Annotated in this window: 14 protein-coding genes and 2 pseudogenes; 8 read left to right on the forward strand and 8 right to left on the reverse strand. The window is 73.7% G+C overall.

The window, feature by feature from the left end; translation table 11 throughout:
- A pseudogene (locus FYX01_RS00005) lies at window positions 1-214 on the reverse strand (IS982 family transposase); the annotation flags it as partial.
- Between the two features lie 158 nt (window positions 215-372).
- Between FYX01_RS00005 and FYX01_RS00010 the strand changes: the two are divergent.
- The 4 genes from FYX01_RS00010 to FYX01_RS00025 all read left to right on the forward strand — a co-directional run bounded on the left by FYX01_RS00010 (window position 373) and on the right by FYX01_RS00025 (window position 4,353).
- Window positions 373-1,206, forward strand: coding sequence for a M55 family metallopeptidase (locus tag FYX01_RS00010; protein WP_150236326.1), 834 nt, complete (start codon window positions 373-375; stop codon window positions 1,204-1,206).
- A 168-nt stretch (window positions 1,207-1,374) separates the two neighbouring features.
- Window positions 1,375-2,760: a M20/M25/M40 family metallo-hydrolase gene (locus tag FYX01_RS00015; RefSeq protein WP_150236327.1), complete on the forward strand. Its 1,386-nt coding sequence runs from the start codon at window positions 1,375-1,377 to the stop codon at window positions 2,758-2,760.
- A gap of 114 nt (window positions 2,761-2,874) precedes the next feature.
- A complete protein-coding gene (locus FYX01_RS00020) occupies window positions 2,875-3,852 on the forward strand; it encodes a S66 peptidase family protein (protein WP_150236560.1) in 978 nt (325 codons plus the stop codon).
- 216 nt (window positions 3,853-4,068) lie between these two features.
- Entirely contained in the window at window positions 4,069-4,353 is a 285-nt protein-coding gene (locus FYX01_RS00025; protein ID WP_150236328.1) for a helix-turn-helix domain-containing protein, read from the forward strand.
- 30 nt (window positions 4,354-4,383) lie between these two features.
- Here FYX01_RS00025 and FYX01_RS00030 read toward each other — a convergent pair whose 3' ends face one another.
- On the reverse strand, window positions 4,384-5,328 hold the full coding sequence (locus FYX01_RS00030; protein WP_150236329.1) for a polysaccharide pyruvyl transferase family protein: 945 nt from the start codon (window positions 5,326-5,328) through the stop codon (window positions 4,384-4,386).
- A gap of 252 nt (window positions 5,329-5,580) precedes the next feature.
- Here FYX01_RS00030 and FYX01_RS00035 point away from each other — a divergent pair, with 252 nt between their 5' ends.
- From FYX01_RS00035 to FYX01_RS00045, 3 genes and pseudogenes are all read left to right on the forward strand, one after another.
- On the forward strand, window positions 5,581-7,551 hold the full coding sequence (locus FYX01_RS00035; protein WP_150236330.1) for an acyl-CoA dehydrogenase family protein: 1,971 nt from the start codon (window positions 5,581-5,583) through the stop codon (window positions 7,549-7,551).
- Window positions 7,552-7,645: 94 nt separating this feature from the next.
- Window positions 7,646-7,960: pseudogene (locus FYX01_RS00040) on the forward strand (PadR family transcriptional regulator); the annotation flags it as partial.
- A 56-nt stretch (window positions 7,961-8,016) separates the two neighbouring features.
- Window positions 8,017-9,321, forward strand: coding sequence for an MFS transporter (locus tag FYX01_RS00045; protein ID WP_394350410.1), 1,305 nt, complete (start codon window positions 8,017-8,019; stop codon window positions 9,319-9,321).
- A 67-nt stretch (window positions 9,322-9,388) separates the two neighbouring features.
- Here FYX01_RS00045 and FYX01_RS00050 read toward each other — a convergent pair whose 3' ends face one another.
- The 6 genes from FYX01_RS00050 to FYX01_RS00075 form a co-directional block, all read right to left on the reverse strand.
- Window positions 9,389-9,961, reverse strand: coding sequence for a hypothetical protein (locus tag FYX01_RS00050; protein WP_150236332.1), 573 nt, complete (start codon window positions 9,959-9,961; stop codon window positions 9,389-9,391).
- 90 nt (window positions 9,962-10,051) lie between these two features.
- Complete coding sequence (locus FYX01_RS00055) at window positions 10,052-10,666, reverse strand: TetR/AcrR family transcriptional regulator (RefSeq protein WP_150236333.1); 615 nt, start codon at window positions 10,664-10,666, stop codon at window positions 10,052-10,054.
- Window positions 10,667-10,731: 65 nt separating this feature from the next.
- Window positions 10,732-11,892: an acyl-CoA dehydrogenase family protein gene (locus FYX01_RS00060; RefSeq protein ID WP_394350411.1), complete on the reverse strand. Its 1,161-nt coding sequence runs from the start codon at window positions 11,890-11,892 to the stop codon at window positions 10,732-10,734.
- Window positions 11,893-11,900: 8 nt separating this feature from the next.
- Window positions 11,901-13,964, reverse strand: a complete 2,064-nt coding sequence (locus FYX01_RS00065) for an ATP-binding protein (protein WP_223830216.1) — start codon at window positions 13,962-13,964, stop codon at window positions 11,901-11,903.
- A 13-nt stretch (window positions 13,965-13,977) separates the two neighbouring features.
- Window positions 13,978-15,513, reverse strand: a complete 1,536-nt coding sequence (locus tag FYX01_RS00070; RefSeq protein ID WP_394350418.1) for an acyl-CoA carboxylase subunit beta — start codon at window positions 15,511-15,513, stop codon at window positions 13,978-13,980.
- Between the two features lie 59 nt (window positions 15,514-15,572).
- Window positions 15,573-17,315 carry an acyclic terpene utilization AtuA family protein gene (locus FYX01_RS00075; RefSeq protein WP_223830217.1) on the reverse strand — a complete coding sequence of 581 codons (1,743 nt, stop codon included), beginning with the start codon at window positions 17,313-17,315 and terminating at the stop codon, window positions 15,573-15,575.
- 122 nt (window positions 17,316-17,437) lie between these two features.
- On the opposite strand from FYX01_RS00075, the gene FYX01_RS00080 reads away from it, so the two are divergent.
- Window positions 17,438-17,935: a hypothetical protein gene (locus FYX01_RS00080; protein ID WP_223830218.1), complete on the forward strand. Its 498-nt coding sequence runs from the start codon at window positions 17,438-17,440 to the stop codon at window positions 17,933-17,935.
- Window positions 17,936-18,054: the final 119 nt, after the last annotated feature.

Consider the following 18,054-nt stretch of genomic DNA (forward strand, 5'->3'; position numbering starts at 1 on the left):
TCGACAGGTGGGTGCGGGCGTAGCGCAGCCACCGGGCCTCGCTGGTGTGGCCGAGCAGGGCCTGCATCAGGGCCAGGGTGATGAGGTCGGCGTCGCTCAGGCGGAGGTGGAAGCCGATGGTGGGGCGCCAGGGGGCCAGGTCGGGGCGGTGCTCCAGGAGTCGTGCGGTGGTGTCGTAGAGTGCACGGGCGAGGGAGTTCAGGTCTTGCGTCACAACATGACCATGGGCTCCCTCGCCTCATGCTCAGACCATGCACCCCTTGGAATTACTCATCTAGGCGGTGCCTCCTCGGGGTCGCGGGCGCGGTCCCTCCGGAAGAGGCGCGCGTGGAGCCGTGGATGGCCGGGGGCCCAGGGCATAGGGTCTTGCGGGTGAAGATCCTCGTCTCCGCCGACATGGAGGGCGCCACGGGCGTCACCTGGCCCGCCGACGTCGAGCCCGGCACCGAGCAGTGGCAGCGCTGCCGCGCCATGTTCACCAGCGACGTCAACGCCGCGATCGGGGGACTGTTCGAGGGCGGCGCCACCGAGGTCCTGGTCAACGAGGCGCACGCGACCATGCGCAACCTCCTGCTGGAGGAGCTGAACGGCGACGCCACCATGATCACCGGGCGGCACAAGGAGCTGTCCATGGTCGAGGGCGTCCAGTCCGGCGACTGCGACGGCGTGGTGTTCCTCGGCTACCACTGCGGCGCCGGGGACGAGGGTGTTCTCGCGCACACCTACCTGCCCAACGCGGTGACCGGCGTGTGGCTGGACGGCGAACCCGCTGGCGAGGGCCGTCTCAACGCCGCCGTGGTCGCCGAGTACGGCGCCCCCGTCATCCTGGTGACCGGGGACGACCGCGCCTGCGAGGACGCCGCCTCCTACGCCCCGTTCGCGCGGACGGTCGCGGTCAAGGACCACGTCAGCCGGTACGCGGCCCGCTGCCGTCCCCCGTTCAGGACCGCGCGGGACATCCGGGCCGGTGCCCGCGCCGCTATGATGCTGGCCGGGCGCCTGGACCCTGCCGAGCCGGGCCCCAGGGCCGTGGAGGTCGAGGTCGACTCCGCCCAGCTCGCCCAGGCCGCCGCCATCGTCCCCGGCGTCACACGTGTCGGGGTACGGCGGGTCCGCTACGTCTCCCCGGACGCCTACGAGATGATCCGCTGCTTCAAGGCGGTCACCACGCTCATCTCCAACGCCATGGAAGCGGACTACGGCTGACGCCCCTCCGCGGTGGGCCGGGTAGGACGGCGGTCCACCGCCTCCGGAATGCTCGGGCGCCCCTGTCCGGAACTGGTAGAACTATGCCGGGGAGCACCGCGTCACCACGGGTCGCCAGTGCTCCCCTCCCTTCCCTGAAATCCTGTAGCCGAGAGCGAGGCCGCGCACGTGGGCCACACCGCCACCTCCTTTCCCGGGCGAACCGACGACCTCGCGGCGGCCGGGGAGGACGCCATCCAGCTGGCCCGCGGCCTCGTCCGCCGCGACTCCACCAACCACGGGCATGGCCAGGGCGACGAACGCGCCGCCGCCGAGTACGCCGCCGAGGCGCTCGGCGACGCCGGGCTGACCCCCCGGATCCTGGAGTCGGCTCCCCGGCGCGCGAACGTGGTCGCACGCGTCCCCGGCACCGATCCCACCGCACCCGCGCTGCTGGTGCACGGCCACCTGGACGTGGTGCCCGCCGACGCCGCCGACTGGACGGTGCCGCCCTTCGCCGGGGAGATCGCCGACTGCCCCGTCACCGGCGCGCCCGCCCTGTGGGGGCGCGGGTCGGTGGACATGAAGGACTCCATCGCCATGGTCACCGCCGTCGTGCGCCACTGGGCGCGGAACGGCCTGCGCCCCCGGCGCGACATCGTGCTGGCGTTCGTCGCCGACGAGGAGGACAGCGCCGCCTACGGCGCCGACTACCTGGTCCGTGAGCACCCCGAGCTGTTCGAGGGCTGCACCACCGCGATCGGCGAGGGCGGCGGGGAGAGCATCCACGCCCGCACCACCTCCGGCAAGCCGATACGCCTGTACCCGGTGGGCGCGGCCGAGCGCGGCAGTGCCTGGCTGACCCTGCGCGCCCGGGGCACGGCCGGGCACGGGTCCCGCCCCCCGGGCGACAACGCGGTCGGCGCCCTGGCCGAGGCCATCGCACGGATCGACCGCCACGAGTGGCCGCTGCACCTGACCCCCGTCACGCGGGCGTCGATCGACGCGATCGCCGCCGCCCTGGAGGTCGAGCGCGTCCCCGGCGACACCGGCACCGCCGAGGCGATGGCCGCCCTGGTGGAGAAGCTGGGGACGGCCGCTCCGCTGATCGGCCCGACCACCCGCAACAGCGCGGCGCCCACCATGCTCTCGGCCGGGTACAAGGTGAACGTGGTACCCGGTGAGGCCACCGCGGGCGTGGACGGCCGGGTGCTGCCCGGGGGCGAGGAGCAGTTCGCCACCACCATGAACGAGCTCACCGGTGACCGTGTGACCTGGGAGTACGCGCACGGCTCACCGCCTGTGGCCGCGCCGGTGGACTCCCCCGCCTTCGCGGCGCTGCGGGAGGCCCTGCTGGTCCACGATCCCGACGCCCACGTGGTACCGATGTGCATGTCCGGGGGCACGGACGCCAAGGTGTTCGCCCGGCTCGGCATCGACTGCTACGGCTTCTCCCCCCTGGCGCAGCCCGAGGGTCTGGACTACACGGGCCTGCTGCACGGCGTGGACGAGCGGGTACCGCTGGAGGGACTGCGGTTCGGCGTGCGCGTTCTGGACACGCTCCTGCGCGCCTGAACGTCCGGATCCCCGGTCGACTGGGAAACTGGCGGTTCTGGTGGCCGGGCCGCGGAGGCGGGATCCGTGTCGGGGCACGCGGACGATCATGGAGGGCGAAGCGTGGGCGAGGCGATGACCGAGGTGGCGGACGCGGCGGCGCGGACCCCGGACCCGCGGGGTGTGCGGAAGCTGGTCCGGCCGCCCCGGCTGCGGGAGGGCGACCGGGTGCGGCTGGTCGCCCCGTGCAGCCCGGTCCCGGCGGAGCGGCTGGACGCGGCGGTGGGGACGCTGCGCGGCTGGGGGCTGGAGGTGGAGCCGGCCCCGTACGTGCGCGAGCGGCACCCGCGGCTGCCCTACCTGGCCGGACCGGACGCCACACGGGCCGCCGACCTGCAGGCGGCCTGGTGCGACCCGGACGTGGACGCGGTGTTCTGCGTGCGGGGCGGCGACGGGGCCCACCGGACACTGGACCTGTTGGACTTCGACGCGATGCGCGGTGCCGAGCCCAAGGCGCTGATCGGGTTCAGCGACATCACGGCTCTGCACGAGGCGTTCGCGGTGGAGCTCGGGGTGGCCACGGTGCACGGACCGGTGGTCGGCACCCGCTACTTCGTGGGCGACGCGGCGGCCCAGGAGGAGCTGCGCACCACGTTGTTCCACCCCGAGCGGCGGATCCTGCTGACCTCGCCGGGCGCGCACGCGCTGGTACCGGGCCGGGCCGAGGGCGTGACCTTCGGCGGGAACCTGAGCCTGCTCAACGACGGCCTGGCCACTCCGCACAGCCGCCTGTCGGCGTCGGGCGGCATCCTGCTGCTGGAGGACATCGGCGAGGACGTGGCCCGAATCGACCGGATGCTCACCCACCTGCTGCGCACCGGATGGATGGACGGAGTGGCCGGTGTGGCCCTGGGCACGTGGACCGACTGCCCGCCCGACCCCGGGATGGTCGCCGAACTGATGCGCGACCGCCTGGAGCCGCTGGGGGTTCCGGTGCTGTGGGGGCTGGAGTTCGGGCACTGCGCGGCCCAGCTCACCATGCCGCTGGGTGTCCCGGCACTGCTCGACACCCACGGCGGAAGCCTGGAGCTGGCCGTTCCGGGGCTGGCCTGAGACCCGGTCAGGAGGCGGTGAGCACGGCCGCCCCTCCTCGGTGACGGCCACGGTCTGCTCGCGGTGCGCGGCCCGGCCGCCGTCGGCGGGCACCCGCCGGAGGGGATGCCTGCACGGCCTCGTCGTCGGCGCTCCCGGCGCGTTCTCCGCGCCCTACGCCAACAGCCATACCGGTATTCCTGTTGGCCCCCAACGCGGAGCGGTTAGAATCCCCCCATGGTTCGAGAACCGCTGACCGCAGACCAGATCGAGCGCGGCCGCCTCCTGGGGGCCCTGCTCCGGCAGGCCCGCGGGGAGCACACGATGGTCGGCGTCGCGCGCCGGGCCGGGATCTCGGTCGAGACCCTGCGCAAGATCGAGGGCGGGCGCATCCCCACACCGGCGTTCTTCACGGTCGCGTCGATCGCCACCGCGCTCGGCCTGTCCCTGGACGACCTGCTGCGCCGTGTGCACACCGACGTTCCCGCCGGGGCCCCCGTGCCCGCCTCGCTGGCGGTCTGACCGCGCGCGTGGGACCGGGCGCGACCGCCGTCAGGCGCGGTCGCGGCCGGGCGTGTGTCCCCGCAGCGCCTCCGACAGCGCGCCCACCACCGACGGGCCGAGGTCGCCCGACCGGGACAGGGCAGCCTGGGGGCCGAAGTCCAGACACCACTTCCAGAGCCGGTCCAGGCGTCCGGGGTCGAGTTCCTCCTCCGGGTGGCGGACCGTCTCCACCGGCCAGTCCCAGACCCTGCCCTGGGCCGCGACCTTGGCGCCGCCCACGACGGGGTCCACCACCATGGCGGGCACCCCGTTGCGCAGGGCCAGCACCAGTCCGTGCAGGCGGGTGGTCACCACCAGGTCCATCCGTCGCACCAGGGCGTCGAACTGGTGCGGTTCGGCGCAGTGCAGCCAGTCGGCCGTGTCCAGCCGGGTGTCGACCGGCACACGCGCGCAGTCCTTGGTCACGAGCCACTCCTCCAGGGCCCGGTGCACCCCCGCGTGGGCCGACCGGTCCCGGTACTCGCCCTGGCCGGGCGCGGTGGACACTCCCACGACCGGTACCGGAGAGCCCGCGGGGGCGCCCGCGGCGAGGTCGCGCCGCGGTTCCTCCCCCGCTCCGTCGCGGGCCAGCACGGTGTGGAAGCCGAGGAAGGCCGGGGACCGGGAGTCGGTCACCGACACGCCGACCGCGATCCGCCGACAGGACGCGAAGGTCCGGTGGAGGTCCTCGACCTGGCGCCCGCTGACCGGACCGCACACGAAGACCAGGTGCGAATAGGCGGTCGGGTCCACCTCGCCGAGGGAGGGCCCCTCAGAGCGAAAACCGGGGCTCCACGCGATGTCGTGGACGACACCGTCCTCCCGCAGTGCGGCCGAGACCGTCTCCGCCGCCCCGACATCGCCCGCCGTGGCCTCCCCCTCCACGAACGAGAACCATCCGGCCAGGAGTACCCGTGTCCGGGCGTTCGGCTCCTCGGGCGTGCGCTGATCCACGGTCTCTTCTCCCTCTCCCCCGGCTGCGGCGTGCCCGCCTCCGTTCACGCCGAGCACCCGGTGACTGGACTACCTCGGACGGGGCCTGCCCAACCGTCCGGCCGGGACCCGGCCCGTCCCCGCTCCTCCCCTACGGTTGGCCGTGTACCGCTCTCGACCCGCGGCCGGGCGTGTCCGTGCCGTTTCCGCCCCGTCCGGCGGTGGTAGTCACGGGGACAGGGCCGCGTCAACGAGGACCAACAGGGGGAGCACATGACCGAACAGGCGCTGAGGTTGGACGAGGCCGAACTGCGCGGCCTCCTCGACGGACGCTGGGCCCACGTGCGCGAACAGGCACGCGACGTCCTCCAGGGAGAGCTGTTCGCCCCCGTCCACGGGCTGTCGGTGGAGGAACACCGCGTCCGCACCCTCACCCAGCTCAAGGCCCTGGCCAAGACCGACCTGCCCACCTACGGCTTCCCCGGCTCGGTGGGCGGCCGCGACGACGTCGGCGCCTCCGTGGTCGGCTTCGAGATGCTGGTCAACGACCTGTCCCTCATGGTGAAGATGGGTGTGCAGTGGGGACTGTTCGGTGGGGCGATCAGCGCCCTGGGCACCGAACGCCACCACACCGGGTACCTGCCCGACGTGATGTCGCTGGAGTTGCCCGGATGCTTCGCGATGACCGAGACCGGCCACGGTTCGGACGTGCAGAGCCTGCGCACCACGGCCACCTACGATCCCGGCACCGAGGAGTTCGTGGTCCACACGCCCGACGAGTCGGCGCGCAAGGACTACATCGGCAACGCCGCACGCGACGGCCGCATGGCGGTGGTCTTCGCACAGCTCAACACCGACGGCGAGGAGCAGGGCGTGCACGCCCTGATGGTCCCGGTCCGCGACGGGCGGGGCGAGCCCATGCCGGGCGTGCGCATCGGGGACTGCGGTGTCAAGGCCGGACTCAACGGTGTGGACAACGGCCGCCTGGAGTTCGACCACGTTCGCGTCCCGCGCGCCAACCTGCTCAACCGGTACGGGGACGTGGCCCCCGACGGCACCTACTCCAGCCCCATCGAGAGCAAGAACCGGCGCTTCTTCACCATGCTCGGCACACTCATCCGCGGCCGGATCAGCGTCGCGGGCGGCTCGGGCACCGCCACCAAGGCCGCGCTGACCATCGCGGTGCGCTACGGCGACACCCGCCGCCAGTTCGGGCGCCCCGGGACCGACGGAGGGCCCGAGCGCGAGGTGCGCGTCCTGGACTACCTGGCGCACCAGCGCAAGCTGCTGCCCGCGCTGGCCCGCACCTACGCGCTGCACTTCGCGCAGGAGGAGCTGGTGACCCGCCTGCACGAGCTGTCCCTGTCCTCCGAACACGACGACCGCGCCCAGCGGGAACTGGAGTCGCGGGCGGCCGGGCTCAAGGCGGTGGCCACCTGGCACGCCACCAGGACCATCCAGATGTGCCGCGAGGCGTGCGGCGGCGCCGGCTACATGGCGGAGAACCGCATTCCGCAGCTCAAGGCCGACTCCGACATCTTCACCACGTTCGAGGGCGACAACACGGTCCTGATGCAGCAGCTCACGAAGAGCCTGCTGACCAACTTCCAGGACTCGTTCGGCGACCTGGACCAGCTGGGACTGGTCCGCTTCATGGCGGGCAAGGTCTTCGAGACGGTCATCGAGCGCACCGCCGCGATCCCGCTGATCGACCGGCTCGTCGCGGCCGCCCCCGGGCGCGGTGAGGAGTCCGGCCTGTACAACCGGGGCTGGCAGCTGGAGCTGCTGGAGGACCGCGAGAAACACGTCGTCGAGGGGTTGGCCGCACGGCTGCGCAGGTCGGGGAAGGAGGGCAACGACGCCTTCGAGACGTTCAACCGCGCCCAGGACCACGTGCTCACCGCGGGCCACGCGCACATGGACCGGGTGGTGCTGGAGGCGTTCGTGGCGGGGATCGACCGCTGCGGCGACACCTCGACGGCCAAGCTGCTCAACCGGTTGTGCGACCTGTACGTGCTGTCGGTGGTGGAGGAGAACCGCGCCTGGTTCCTGGAGCACGAGCGCCTGTCCACGAGCCGGGCCAAGGCGGTCACCCAGGCGGTGAACGACCTGTGCCGGGGCCTGCGGCCCCACGCCATGCAGCTGGTGAACGCGTTCGGGCTGCGCGACGAGTGGCTGGCCGCGCCGATCGCGCTGGGCGCCGAGCACGCTCGCCAGGGCGACCCGGTACCCGGGCACGACTGACCCGTACCGGTCCCCTCGCGAGGGGCGGACATATCCTCGTCGGGGTTGAACAGCGGAGACCACGCGTGAGGGGTGTGCGGAGTCGGCCATCCGGCTGCTGGTCCCGCTGCTGGTCCCCGGGGCCGTCCGCCTGCACGGGCGGGCCCACGGCTACCAGGTACGGAACGACCTGGAGTTCTGGGGCGCGCACGAGTGGTCCAACGCCAAGCCGGGGTCGGTCCACCGCGCTCTGGAGCAGACGGCCAGGCAGGGGCTGCTGCACGCCCACGAGGTCGCGCCGTCCACCGCCGGAGGGCCGCCCCGAACGGAGTACGAGGTCACCGAGGAGGGCACGCGGGAGTACTCCGCGCTGCTGCGCGAGGCGGTGGCCTCGCACGGGGAGCGGATCGACGTGCTCTCGGCGGGGCTTCCGCCGCCCGTGCGATCGGCCTAACATGAGACGAATTCATGTTAGGCAGGTCACACGTGCGCACACCCCCAGCGCCACCGCCCTCCCCCGGGCCACCACCACGGCACCGCCCCGAAGTCCCTCTGGCGCTCGCCGAACCCACACGCCCCGTCCGCCACCTGTGGGTGGCCGGGATCAGTCTGGCCAACCTGGGTATGTGGGTGGCCTTCTTCGGCCCCCTCCAGGTCCTGCTGCCCGAGCAGGTCGGCCTGCTCGCCTCCGGCTCCAAGGAGACCGCCCTGGCCTGGGTGACCGGTGTGGGCGCGGCCTGCGCCACCCTGGCCACCCCGCTGGCCGGAGCGCTGTCGGACCGCACCACCGGCCGGTTCGGGCGCCGACGCCCGTGGATCCTGGCCGGGGCGGTCCTGGGCGGCCTGGGCCTGGTGGTCCTCGGCCGGCAGGACGGTGTCCTCGGCGTCCTGCTGGGGTGGTCCTTCGTGCAGGCCGCGCTGTCCTGCCTGAACGCGACCCTGCTCGCCGCCGTGCCCGACCACGTGCCCGTCCGCCAGCGCGGCGCGGTCTCGGGGTGGATCGGCATCCCCCAGTCGGCGGGCGTGGTGGTCGCCGTGCTCCTGGTGACGGTGGTGGTCACCGGAACCGCTCCCGGCTACACCCTGGTCGGCGTGCTGACCATCGCCTGCGCGCTCCCGTTCGCGCTGCTGGCCCCCGACCCGCCGCTGCCCCGCGAGGCGCGTCCGGAGTGGAGGACGTTCGCGCGCGGGCTGTGGGTGTCCCCGCGCAGGTACCCCGACTTCGCCTGGGCGTGGCTGACCCGTTTCCTCATGCAGACGGGGAACGCCATGTTCACCCTCTACCTGCTCTACTTCCTGGTCGACGGCGTGGGCTACGAGGAGCTGTTCCCCGGCTCCTCGGCGACGGACGGCCTGCTGGTGCTGATCCTCGTCTACACGGCGGCCGTGGTGTCCACGACCGTGCTCGCCGGACTGGTCTCGGACCGGACCGGCCGCCGCCGGGGCATGGTGTGCCTGGCGGGTGTGGTGGCGGCCGTACCCGCGTTCCTGGTCGCCGCCTTCCCCACGTGGACGATGGTCCTGGTGTGCGCGGTGGTCCTGGGCGTCGGCTTCGGCATCTTCCTGTCGGTGGACAACGCCCTGGTCACCCAGGTGCTCCCGGCCGCCGAGGGGCGGGCCAAGGACCTGGGGATCGTCAACATCGCCAGTGCCGGGCCCCAGGTGATCGCCCCCGCCCTGGCCGGGCCGATCGTGGTCCACCTGGGCGGGTACCCGGTGCTGTACACCGTGTGCGGGCTGCTCAGCCTGCTCGGCGCCGTTCTCGTCTGGCGGATCAGGGGTGTGGCCTGACGCCCCTCCCGGCCGGGACCGGCGCGCCCGGCCGGTGTGCGGGGCCTTCGCCGCCCGGACCCGGGGGTCAGTCGCCGGCCACGGCGTCGAGGGTACCGCTGCCGTGGCGCTCCGGGGCCTCCCCGCCGCGCTGGCGGGCGGGTTCCCACCACCACCAGTGCGACTCGGGCACCCAGGCCGGAACCTCCTCCTCGGTGACCGGCCGGGCGCTGCCCGCCACCTCGGCGAGGGCCTCGTCGATGCGTTGGACGGCCTCCAGGTCCCCGGGGCGCAGGAAGTCCCGCCAGGGCACGAACTCCTCACCGAGCAACTCCAGCATGGACCGGCGCCAGCAGGCGGGCCGGTAGGCCTCGTGCCGGCCGTTCTCGGCCGCGGTCTGGCTGCGGACCACGTACAGGCCGAGCCGGTCGGGGTTGTTTCCGCTCGACAGCAGCTCGGCCAGGGTGGCGTTGAAGTTCCGTCCGCCCGGGGAGCGCCGTTGGGCGGGCGAGGTCGCCCGGTACAGGTCGAAGAGCGCGGCGAAGGCGTTGTCCATCAGGGCGTCGCGGTCCCTGCGACGCGAGGCGCTCTCCGCGAAGGCGTCCAGTGCCCGTCTGGCCAGGCCCGGGAGGTCGCTGCCCGCGTCCGCACTCACCCTCACACCGCCTTTTCCGTCCCGGACGACACGTTCGGCGGGTCCGCGCCCGCTGCTTCGATGATAGACACGCTCCGCACCGCGTAGGTAGCCGCTTCAACCGGTCCGGTCCCGAAGCTGCTCGTCGAGTGTGCGCGCCCACTGGCGCACGATCCGGCGCCGCCGGGGCTCGTCGTCGGTGAGCAGGTTGGCCAGTCCCAGGCCGCGCGCCAGGTCCAGGGTCGCCTGCACGGTCTCACGGACCCCGGGTACCGTCTCGTCCACGCCCAGCAGCGCCACGGCGGACCGGTGGACCTCCCGACCCATCCGCTCCTCCATGGGGATGATCCGCTCGCGCAGGACCGGGTCGCTCGCGGCCGCCGACCACAGCTGGAGGGCGGCCCGGAAGTCCACCCCGGTGAACGCGTCCACGACCATCTGCACGACCGCCTCGGTGCGCCCGGGCCCCTCGGGGACGGCGGCCGCACCGCGCCGCAGCTCCTCTCCCCGGCTGTCGAGCATGTGCCGCAGCGCGGCCAGGAACAGGTCCTCGCGGGTGGGGAAGTGGTGCTGGGCCGCGCCCCGGGACACTCCGGCCCGTCGCGCCACCGCGCCCACGGTGGCACCGGCCGCGCCGTGTTCGGCCAGGCAGGCCACGGCGGCCGCCAGCAGCCGGGCACGGGTGGCCCGGCTGCGCTCCTGGCGCGGCTCGCGGTCGGCCTCGGTGTCCACGTGTCGCCTCTCCCCACCACGCCGCGCGGACGCCCCTGCGGGCGCCCGCGGCGGAGTTCCTCCGGTCAGTACGACTTGGGCAGGCCGAGGGACTGCTGTGCCACGTAGTTGAGCACCATCTCCCGGCTCACCGGGGCGATGCGCGCCAGGCGGGCGGCGGCGATCGCCGATCCCAGACCGTACTCGCTGGCCAGGCCGTTGCCCCCGAGGGTCTGCACGGCCTGGTCGACCGCGCGCACGCACGCCTCCGCGGCGGCGTACTTGGCCATGTTGGCCGCCTCCCCCGCTCCCGCGTCGTCGCCGGAATCGTAGCGGAGCGCCGCGTGCTGGGTCATCAGACGGGCCTGCTCCAGTTCGATCTTGACCTGTGCCAGCGGGTGGGCCAGCCCCTGGTGGGCGCCGATGGGGGTGTCGCGCCACACCTTCCGCTCCCCGGCGTAGGCGACGGCCTTGTCCAGGACGTAGCGGGCGCTGCCCGTGGCCAGGGAGGCGGCCATGACGCGTTCGGGGTTGAGTCCCGCGAAGAGCTGGAGGAGTCCGGCCTCGGGGTCGCCGACCAGGGCGTCGGCGGGCAGGCGCATGTCGTCCATGAACAGCTGGAACTGGTGGTCGGGGCTGACCAGGTCCATCTCGATCCGGCGGGCCTCGAAGCCCGGGGTGTCGGTGGGCACCGCGAACAGCGCGGCGGACAGGCGCCCGGTGTCCTCGTCCTGGACGCGGCCGACGACGAGGACGGCGTCTGCGACGTCCACGCCGGAGATGAAGGTCTTGCGGCCGCTGAGGACCCAGCCGTCGCCGTCGCGGCGCGCGGTGGTGGTGATGCGGTGGGCGTTGGACCCGGCGTCGGGCTCGGTGATGGCGAAGGCCATGATCGTCTCGCCCGTGGCCAGTCCGGGCAGCCAGCGCCGCTGTTGGCCGGGGGTGCCGAAGCGGGACAGGACGGTGCCGCAGATGGCCGGGGAGACCACCATCATCAGGGTGGGGCACCCGGCGGCGCCGAGCTCCTCCAGGACGGCGGCCAGGTCGCCGATGCCGCCGCCACCGCCGCCGTACTCCTCGGGGATGTTGACGCCCAGGTAGCCGAGCTTGCCGGCCTCGCGCCACAGGTCGGTGAGGTAGGCGTCCTCCCGGGCCCTGGCCCGGTAGTAGTCGGGCCCGTATCCGGCGGCGAACGCGGACACGGCGGCACGCAGTTCGACGCGCTCGGCGGATTCGTTGAAGGTCATGGCACCGGTCACTGTTCGGCCCCTTCGTAGTCGAGTACGGCCAGGGGCGCCCCGGCGGGCACCCTCTGCCCCGCCGCGACCGGGATCTCCCGGACGGCACCGGCGGCGGGTGCGGTGACGCGGTGCTCCATCTTCATGGCCTCCATGCGCAGCAGGGTCTGACCCTCGGCGACCCGGTCCCCCACGGCGACGTCCACGGCGGTGACGGTGCCCGGCATGGGCGCGGGCAGGGCGCCGGGGTCGATCGCGGCCTCGGGTTCGGGGAGGGGGTCGACGGGGGTGAGGGTGACCGGTCCCAAGGGCGAGTCGACGTGGACGTCGGCGCCGCCGCGGCGGACGCGGAAGGCGCGGCGCAGGCCGTGCTCCTCCAGGACCACCAGCCCGGGCGCGGCCGAGAGCACGCGGATCCCGGACTGCTCCGGCAGGTAGGCGCCCCGGAGGGCGCGGTAGGCGGTGGTGACCTCGCCGCCCCCGGCGACGACGTGTCGGCGCACGTGCGGCTGGGAGGACAGGTTGCGCCAGTTGGCGGGGATCCCGGCGGGAACGGTGGCGCCGGTGCGGGCGTCCTCGGCGGCGGCCAGGGACGCGGCCAGGGCGGCGAGTCGCTCGGTGGCGGGGTCGGCCAGGGGGCGGGCGAGGTCGGTGCGCCGCCCGGTGTCCAGGTAGCCGGTGTGCAGCTGTTCGGGGTGGGTCTGGGCCGCCCCGAACGCGGGATCGCGCAGCACCCGTACGAGCAGGTCGCGGTTGGTGCCCACCCCGTGGACGCGCGCGGTGGCCAGGGCGGAGGCCAGGCGGCGGACCGCGTCGCGGCGGTCGTGCCCGTGGGCGACGACCTTGGCGAGCAGTGGGTCGAAGTCGGTGCCGACGGTGTCGCCGGGTTCGACACCGCTGTCCAGGCGCACCCCGGGAGCCGTGAGGGGGGCGAACCGGGCAGTGGCGGCGGGGACGTCGAAGCCGTGCAGGGTGCCGGTGCGGGGACGCCAGTCCTCGCGGGGGTCCTCGGCGTACAGACGGGCCTCGACGGCGTGGCCGCGCGGCGCGGGCGGGCCGCCTCCGGGCAGGGGTTCGCCCTCGGCGATCCGGATCTGCCACTCGACCAGGTCCAGCCCGGTGACGCACTCGGTGACGGGGTGCTCGACCTGGAGGCGGGTGTTCATCTCCAGGAAGACGGGGTCGCCGAAGCCCTCCCCGGAGACGGGCACGAGGAACTCGGCGGTTCCGGCGCCGGTGTAGTCGATGGCGGAGGCCATGCGGCGGGCGGCCTCGTGCAGGTGCCGGCGCAGGGGGTCGGGCAGGCCCGGGGCGGGGGTCTCCTCGATGACCTTCTGGTGGCGGCGCTGGACGGAGCAGTCGCGCTCGCCCAGGGCCCAGACGGTGCCGTGGGCGTCGGCCAGGACCTGCACCTCGATGTGGCGGCCCCGTGGAACGTAGGGCTCGCAGAACACGGCCGGGTCACCGAAGGCGGAGGCCGCCTCGGCACGTGCGGCCTCCGCCTCGGAGGGCAGGTCGGCGAGGTCGCGGACCACGCGCATACCGCGCCCGCCGCCCCCGGATACGGCCTTGACCAGCACGGGCAGGTGTTCGGTGCGCACGTCCTCGGGGGCGAGGGCGTCGGCGACGGGCACTCCGGCGTCGCGGGCGATCCGCTTGGCACGGGTCTTGGCGCCCATGCGTTCGACGGCGTCGGCGGAGGGGCCGATCCAGGTGAGTCCGGCGTCGGTGACGGCGCGGGCCAGGCCGGGGTTCTCGGACAGGAAGCCGTAGCCGGGGTGGACGGCGTCGGCACCGGCGGCGAGGGCGGCCCCGACCACGGCGCGGGGGTCGAGGTAGGCGTGCACGGGTCCGCGTCCGTCGGGGACGGGCAGGCGCACGGCGGTGTCGGCCTCGGTCACGTGCGCGGCGGTCTCCTCCCCCGGGGCGTGGACCGCGACGGTGGTGATGCCTAGGCAGCGGCAGGTGCGCAGGATCCGGCGGGCGATCTCGCCCCGGTTGGCGACCAGCAGGGAGGTGACGGGTCGGTGGGCGGCGGGCCGCTCCCCTCCCCGGCCCGTGGTGAAGGGCACGTCGTTCACGGTTCTCTCCCCCTCACATCCGGAAGACGCCGAAGCGGTCGGTGCCCCGGACGGGTGCGTTGTGGGCGTAGGACAGGCACAGGCCCAGGACGGTACGGGTGTCGCGGGGGTCGATGACGCCGTCGTCGTAGACCCGACCGGACAGGAACAGCGGCAGCGACTCGGCCTCGATCTGGTTCTCGACCATCTCCCGGACCGCGGCGTCCTGGTCCTCGTCGTAGGGCCGTCCCTTCCTGGCCGCGGACTGGCGGGCGACGATGGACAGGACCTCGGCGAGCTGCCTGGGCCCCATGACGGCGGAGCGGGTGCTGGGCCAGGCGAACAGGAAGCGGGGGTCGTAGGCCCGCCCGCACATCCCGTAGTGGCCGGCGCCGTAGGAGGCGCCCACGAGCACCGAGAAGTGCGGGACGGTGCTGTTGGAGACGGCGTTGATCATCATCGAGCCGTGCTTGATGATGCCGCCCTGCTCGTAGTCCCGGCCGACCATGTACCCGGTGGTGTTGTGCAGGAACACCAGCGGGGTGTCGGTGCGGTTGGCGAGCTGGATGAACTGGGCGGCCTTCTGCGCCTCGGCGCTGAAGAGCACACCGTTGTCGTTGGCCAGGACGCCGACGGGGTAGCCGTGCAGGTTCGCCCATCCGGTGACCAGGCCGCTGCCGTAGGAGGGCTTGAACTCGTCGAACTCCGAGCCGTCCACGACGCGGGCGATGATCTCGCGCGGGTCCACGGGCACCTTGAGGTCGGGCGGCATGACGCCGATCAGGTCCTCGGCCGGGTGCAGGGGTTCGGGGGCGGCGCCCCGGTTTCGGGCCCCCTCCTTGCGGTGGTTGAGGCGGGCCACGATCCGCCTCCCGACGCGCAGGGCGTCGTGCTCGTCCTCGGCCAGGTGGTCGGCCAGTCCGGACACCTCGGCGTGCATGCGGGCCCCGCCCAGCGACTCGTCGTCGCTCTCCTCCCCCGTGGCCGCCCTGACCAGCGGCGGGCCGCCCAGGAACACCTTGGAGCGCTCGCGCACCATGACCACGTGGTCGCTCATGCCGGGAACGTAGGCGCCTCCGGCCGTGGAGTTGCCGAAGACCAGCGCGACGGTGGGGATGCCGGCGGCGGACAGGCGGGTCAGGTCGCGGAAGGTCCGCCCGCCCGGGACGAAGATCTCCTTCTGGGTGGGCAGGTCCGCGCCGCCGGACTCCACCAGGCTGATCAGCGGCATCCGGTTGTGCTCGGCGATCTCGGCGGCCCGCGTCGACTTCCTCAGGGTCCACGGGTTGCTGGATCCGCCACGCACCGTGGGGTCGTTGGCCACCAGCACGCACTCCACCCCGGAGACGACGCCCACCCCGGTGACGAGGCTGGCGCCGACGTGGAAGTCGCTGCCCCACGCGGCGAGCGGCGACAGTTCCAGGAAGGGGCTTCCCTCGTCCAGGAGGAGTTCGATCCGCTCACGGACCAGCAGCCCGCCCCGGGCGCGGTGGCGCTCCACGTAGCGCTGCCCGCCCCCGGCCAGGGCCTTGGCGTGTTCGGCGTCGATCTCCGCGAGTTCGGCGAGCATGGCCTCGCGGGACCGGGCGAAGTCGGGCGAGGAGGTGTCGAGCCGGGTTCCCAGGGTGCTCACGGACGCTCCACCTCCGGCAGCAGCGCCTCGGGGATCGGCGTCCTCCGTGCTCGCAGCCACTCCCCCAGCCCCTTGGCCTGCGGATCGGTGCCCTCGCGCCGGACGGTGCCGGGGGCGAGCATGCCCTCGATCCAGAAGTTGGCGGCGCGCAGGTGGGGCAGCAGGTACCGGGTGACCTCCAGGTCGGCGGTCTCGGGGAGCAGCTCGCGCAGCAGGTCGGCGGTGAGGGTGGTCGCCAGCCATCGCCACGCCGGGTCGCTGTCCGCCCACACACCCAGGTTGGCGTCGGCGCCCTTGTCGCCGCTGCGCGCGCCCAGGACCAGGCCGAGAGGCGCCGGCCGGGTGGGGCCCTCCGGCAGGGGGTCGGGCAACGGGGGCTCGGGGACCTCGGCCAGGTCGCGGGTGCGGGGCACGGGAGCGATGACCACCCGTCGGCCGTCGGGGAGGATCGCGGTGTGCTCCACCTCGGTGGCGGGCACGAAGGCGTGGGTGGCGGCGACCCCGTCGGGCCGGGCGTCGCGCGGCGGCGAGGTGAGGTGGAACCCGGCGTAGCTGCCCAGGGCCAGTTCCACGGCGGCCGCGCCGAAGGAGCGTCCGACGGCGGCGGGGTCGTGGTCACGGGCGACCACGCGCAGCCGGGCGGTGGCCGCTTCCTGGGTGGGGCCGTGGGGATCCTCGGCGGGCACGAGCGTGAACCGCAGGTCCCGCGGTTCACGCGCGGCCAGCCCCGCGCGCAGCTGGCGCTCGACCAGGGCGGCCTTGGCCTCGGCGTCCAGTCCGGGGATGAGGAACTCGACCTCGTTGCGGAAGCCGGTGATGTTGGTCAGGCCCACCTTGAGGTCGGCGGGCGGCTCCTCTCCGCGCGTCCCGCTGAGCAGGACGCGGTCGGGGCCCTGCGGTGTGAGGCGGACGGTGTCCAGGCGGGTGGTGACGTCGGGTCCGGGGTAACGGGGGCCGGAGACCTCGTAGACGAGTTGGGCGGTGACGGTCCCCGTGGTGACGGCGCCGCCGCTGCCGGGGTGCTTGGTGATGACCGCGCTGCCGTCCGCGTGGATCTGAGCGAGGGGGAAGCCGGGGTGGTCCGGAACGCCCGCCCCGTCCCGGTTCCCGGTTGGCGGGGCGTAGTTGCCGCCGGTGGCCTGGGTGCCGCACTCGATGACGTGCCCGGCGGCGGTGGCCCCGGCCAGGGCGTCCAGGTCGCCGGCGGACCAGCCGAAGTGGGAGACGGCGGGACCCACGGCCAGGGAGGCGTCGGTGACACGGCCGGTGACGACGATGTCGGCGCCCGCGTCCAGGCACGCGGCGATACCGAAGGCGCCCAGGTAGGCGTTGGCGGTCAGCGGGGAGCCGAGGTCGAGCTCCTCGGCCCGGTCGATGAGGTCGTCGCCGGTCACACAGGCGATGCGGGGTTCGAGGCCGAGCCCGTCGGCGAGCTCGGTGAGCCGGTCGGCGAGCCCGCGCGGGTTGAGCCCGCCAGCGTTGGTGACCACCCGGATCCGGCGCTCCATGATCAGTTCCAGGCTGTCGCGCATCTGCCGCAGGAAGGTGCGGGCGTAGCCGCGGCCGGGGTCGCCGAGCTGGTCGCGGCCGAGGACGGCCATGGTCAGCTCGGCCAGGTAGTCACCGGTGAGGACGTCCAGCCGTCCTTCGGTGAGCATCTCGTGGATGGCGGAGAAGCGGTCTCCGTAGAAGCCGGAGGCGTTCCCGACCAACAGCGGGGGCACCGGTGTCGCAGTCATGGACACGAGCGTGACACCGGACACACCATAAAACAAGCACGTGTGATTGTTTTATGCGTACGGGCGGCTGGCCATGAGGGCCTTAGGCGCCCTTTACGCCGAACCGTGGGTACGTTGGCCGCTTGAACACCTCACTGGAAAACACCGGCCCGACCGACCACGACCCAGAGTCCGACGAGTCCGACGAGACCACGGAGGCCGCCACCGAGACGGTGGCCGCCGAGGAGTCCGCCTCCAGCGTGGAACCCCGACCCGGGGGTGTGCTCTCCACGGAGACCTTCAGCCTGGTCGCCCTGTTCCTGCTCGCCATCACCGTGTTCTCCGGCCAGCTGATCGGGCTGCTCGCGACCGTGAGCTCCATCGGCGACCAGCCCGTGGCCGCGGCGCAGGTGGCCCAGCTCAACACGCAGATCACCGTCAGCGGCACACTGGCCGCGGCCACCGCCCTCACGGCCGCCCTCGCGTTCGTCCTCTCCGGTACCGGGACCCGGCACTGGGCGCGCTGGACCGCCTCGGCGGTCCTGATCACGGGCCTGCTGCTCGTGGTGGTGGCGGTCCTGACCTATCTCCAGGTACCGGCCGGGGTGGAGCAGCAGCCCCCCATGACGCCGACGGGATGACCGCCCGGGCGCGGGGGCCGGCTCTCCGGGAGCCGGGCCCCGGCCGCGGACCCCGGGCGTCCGCCGCCCACCGGGGAGGGGCCGCCGCCGACCGCCTGGCCCCCGCCGGAACGCGATGG

The sequence above is a fragment of the Nocardiopsis quinghaiensis genome, from assembly GCF_008638365.1.
In the GTDB taxonomy this organism is placed as follows: Bacteria; Actinomycetota; Actinomycetes; order Streptosporangiales; family Streptosporangiaceae; genus Nocardiopsis; species Nocardiopsis quinghaiensis.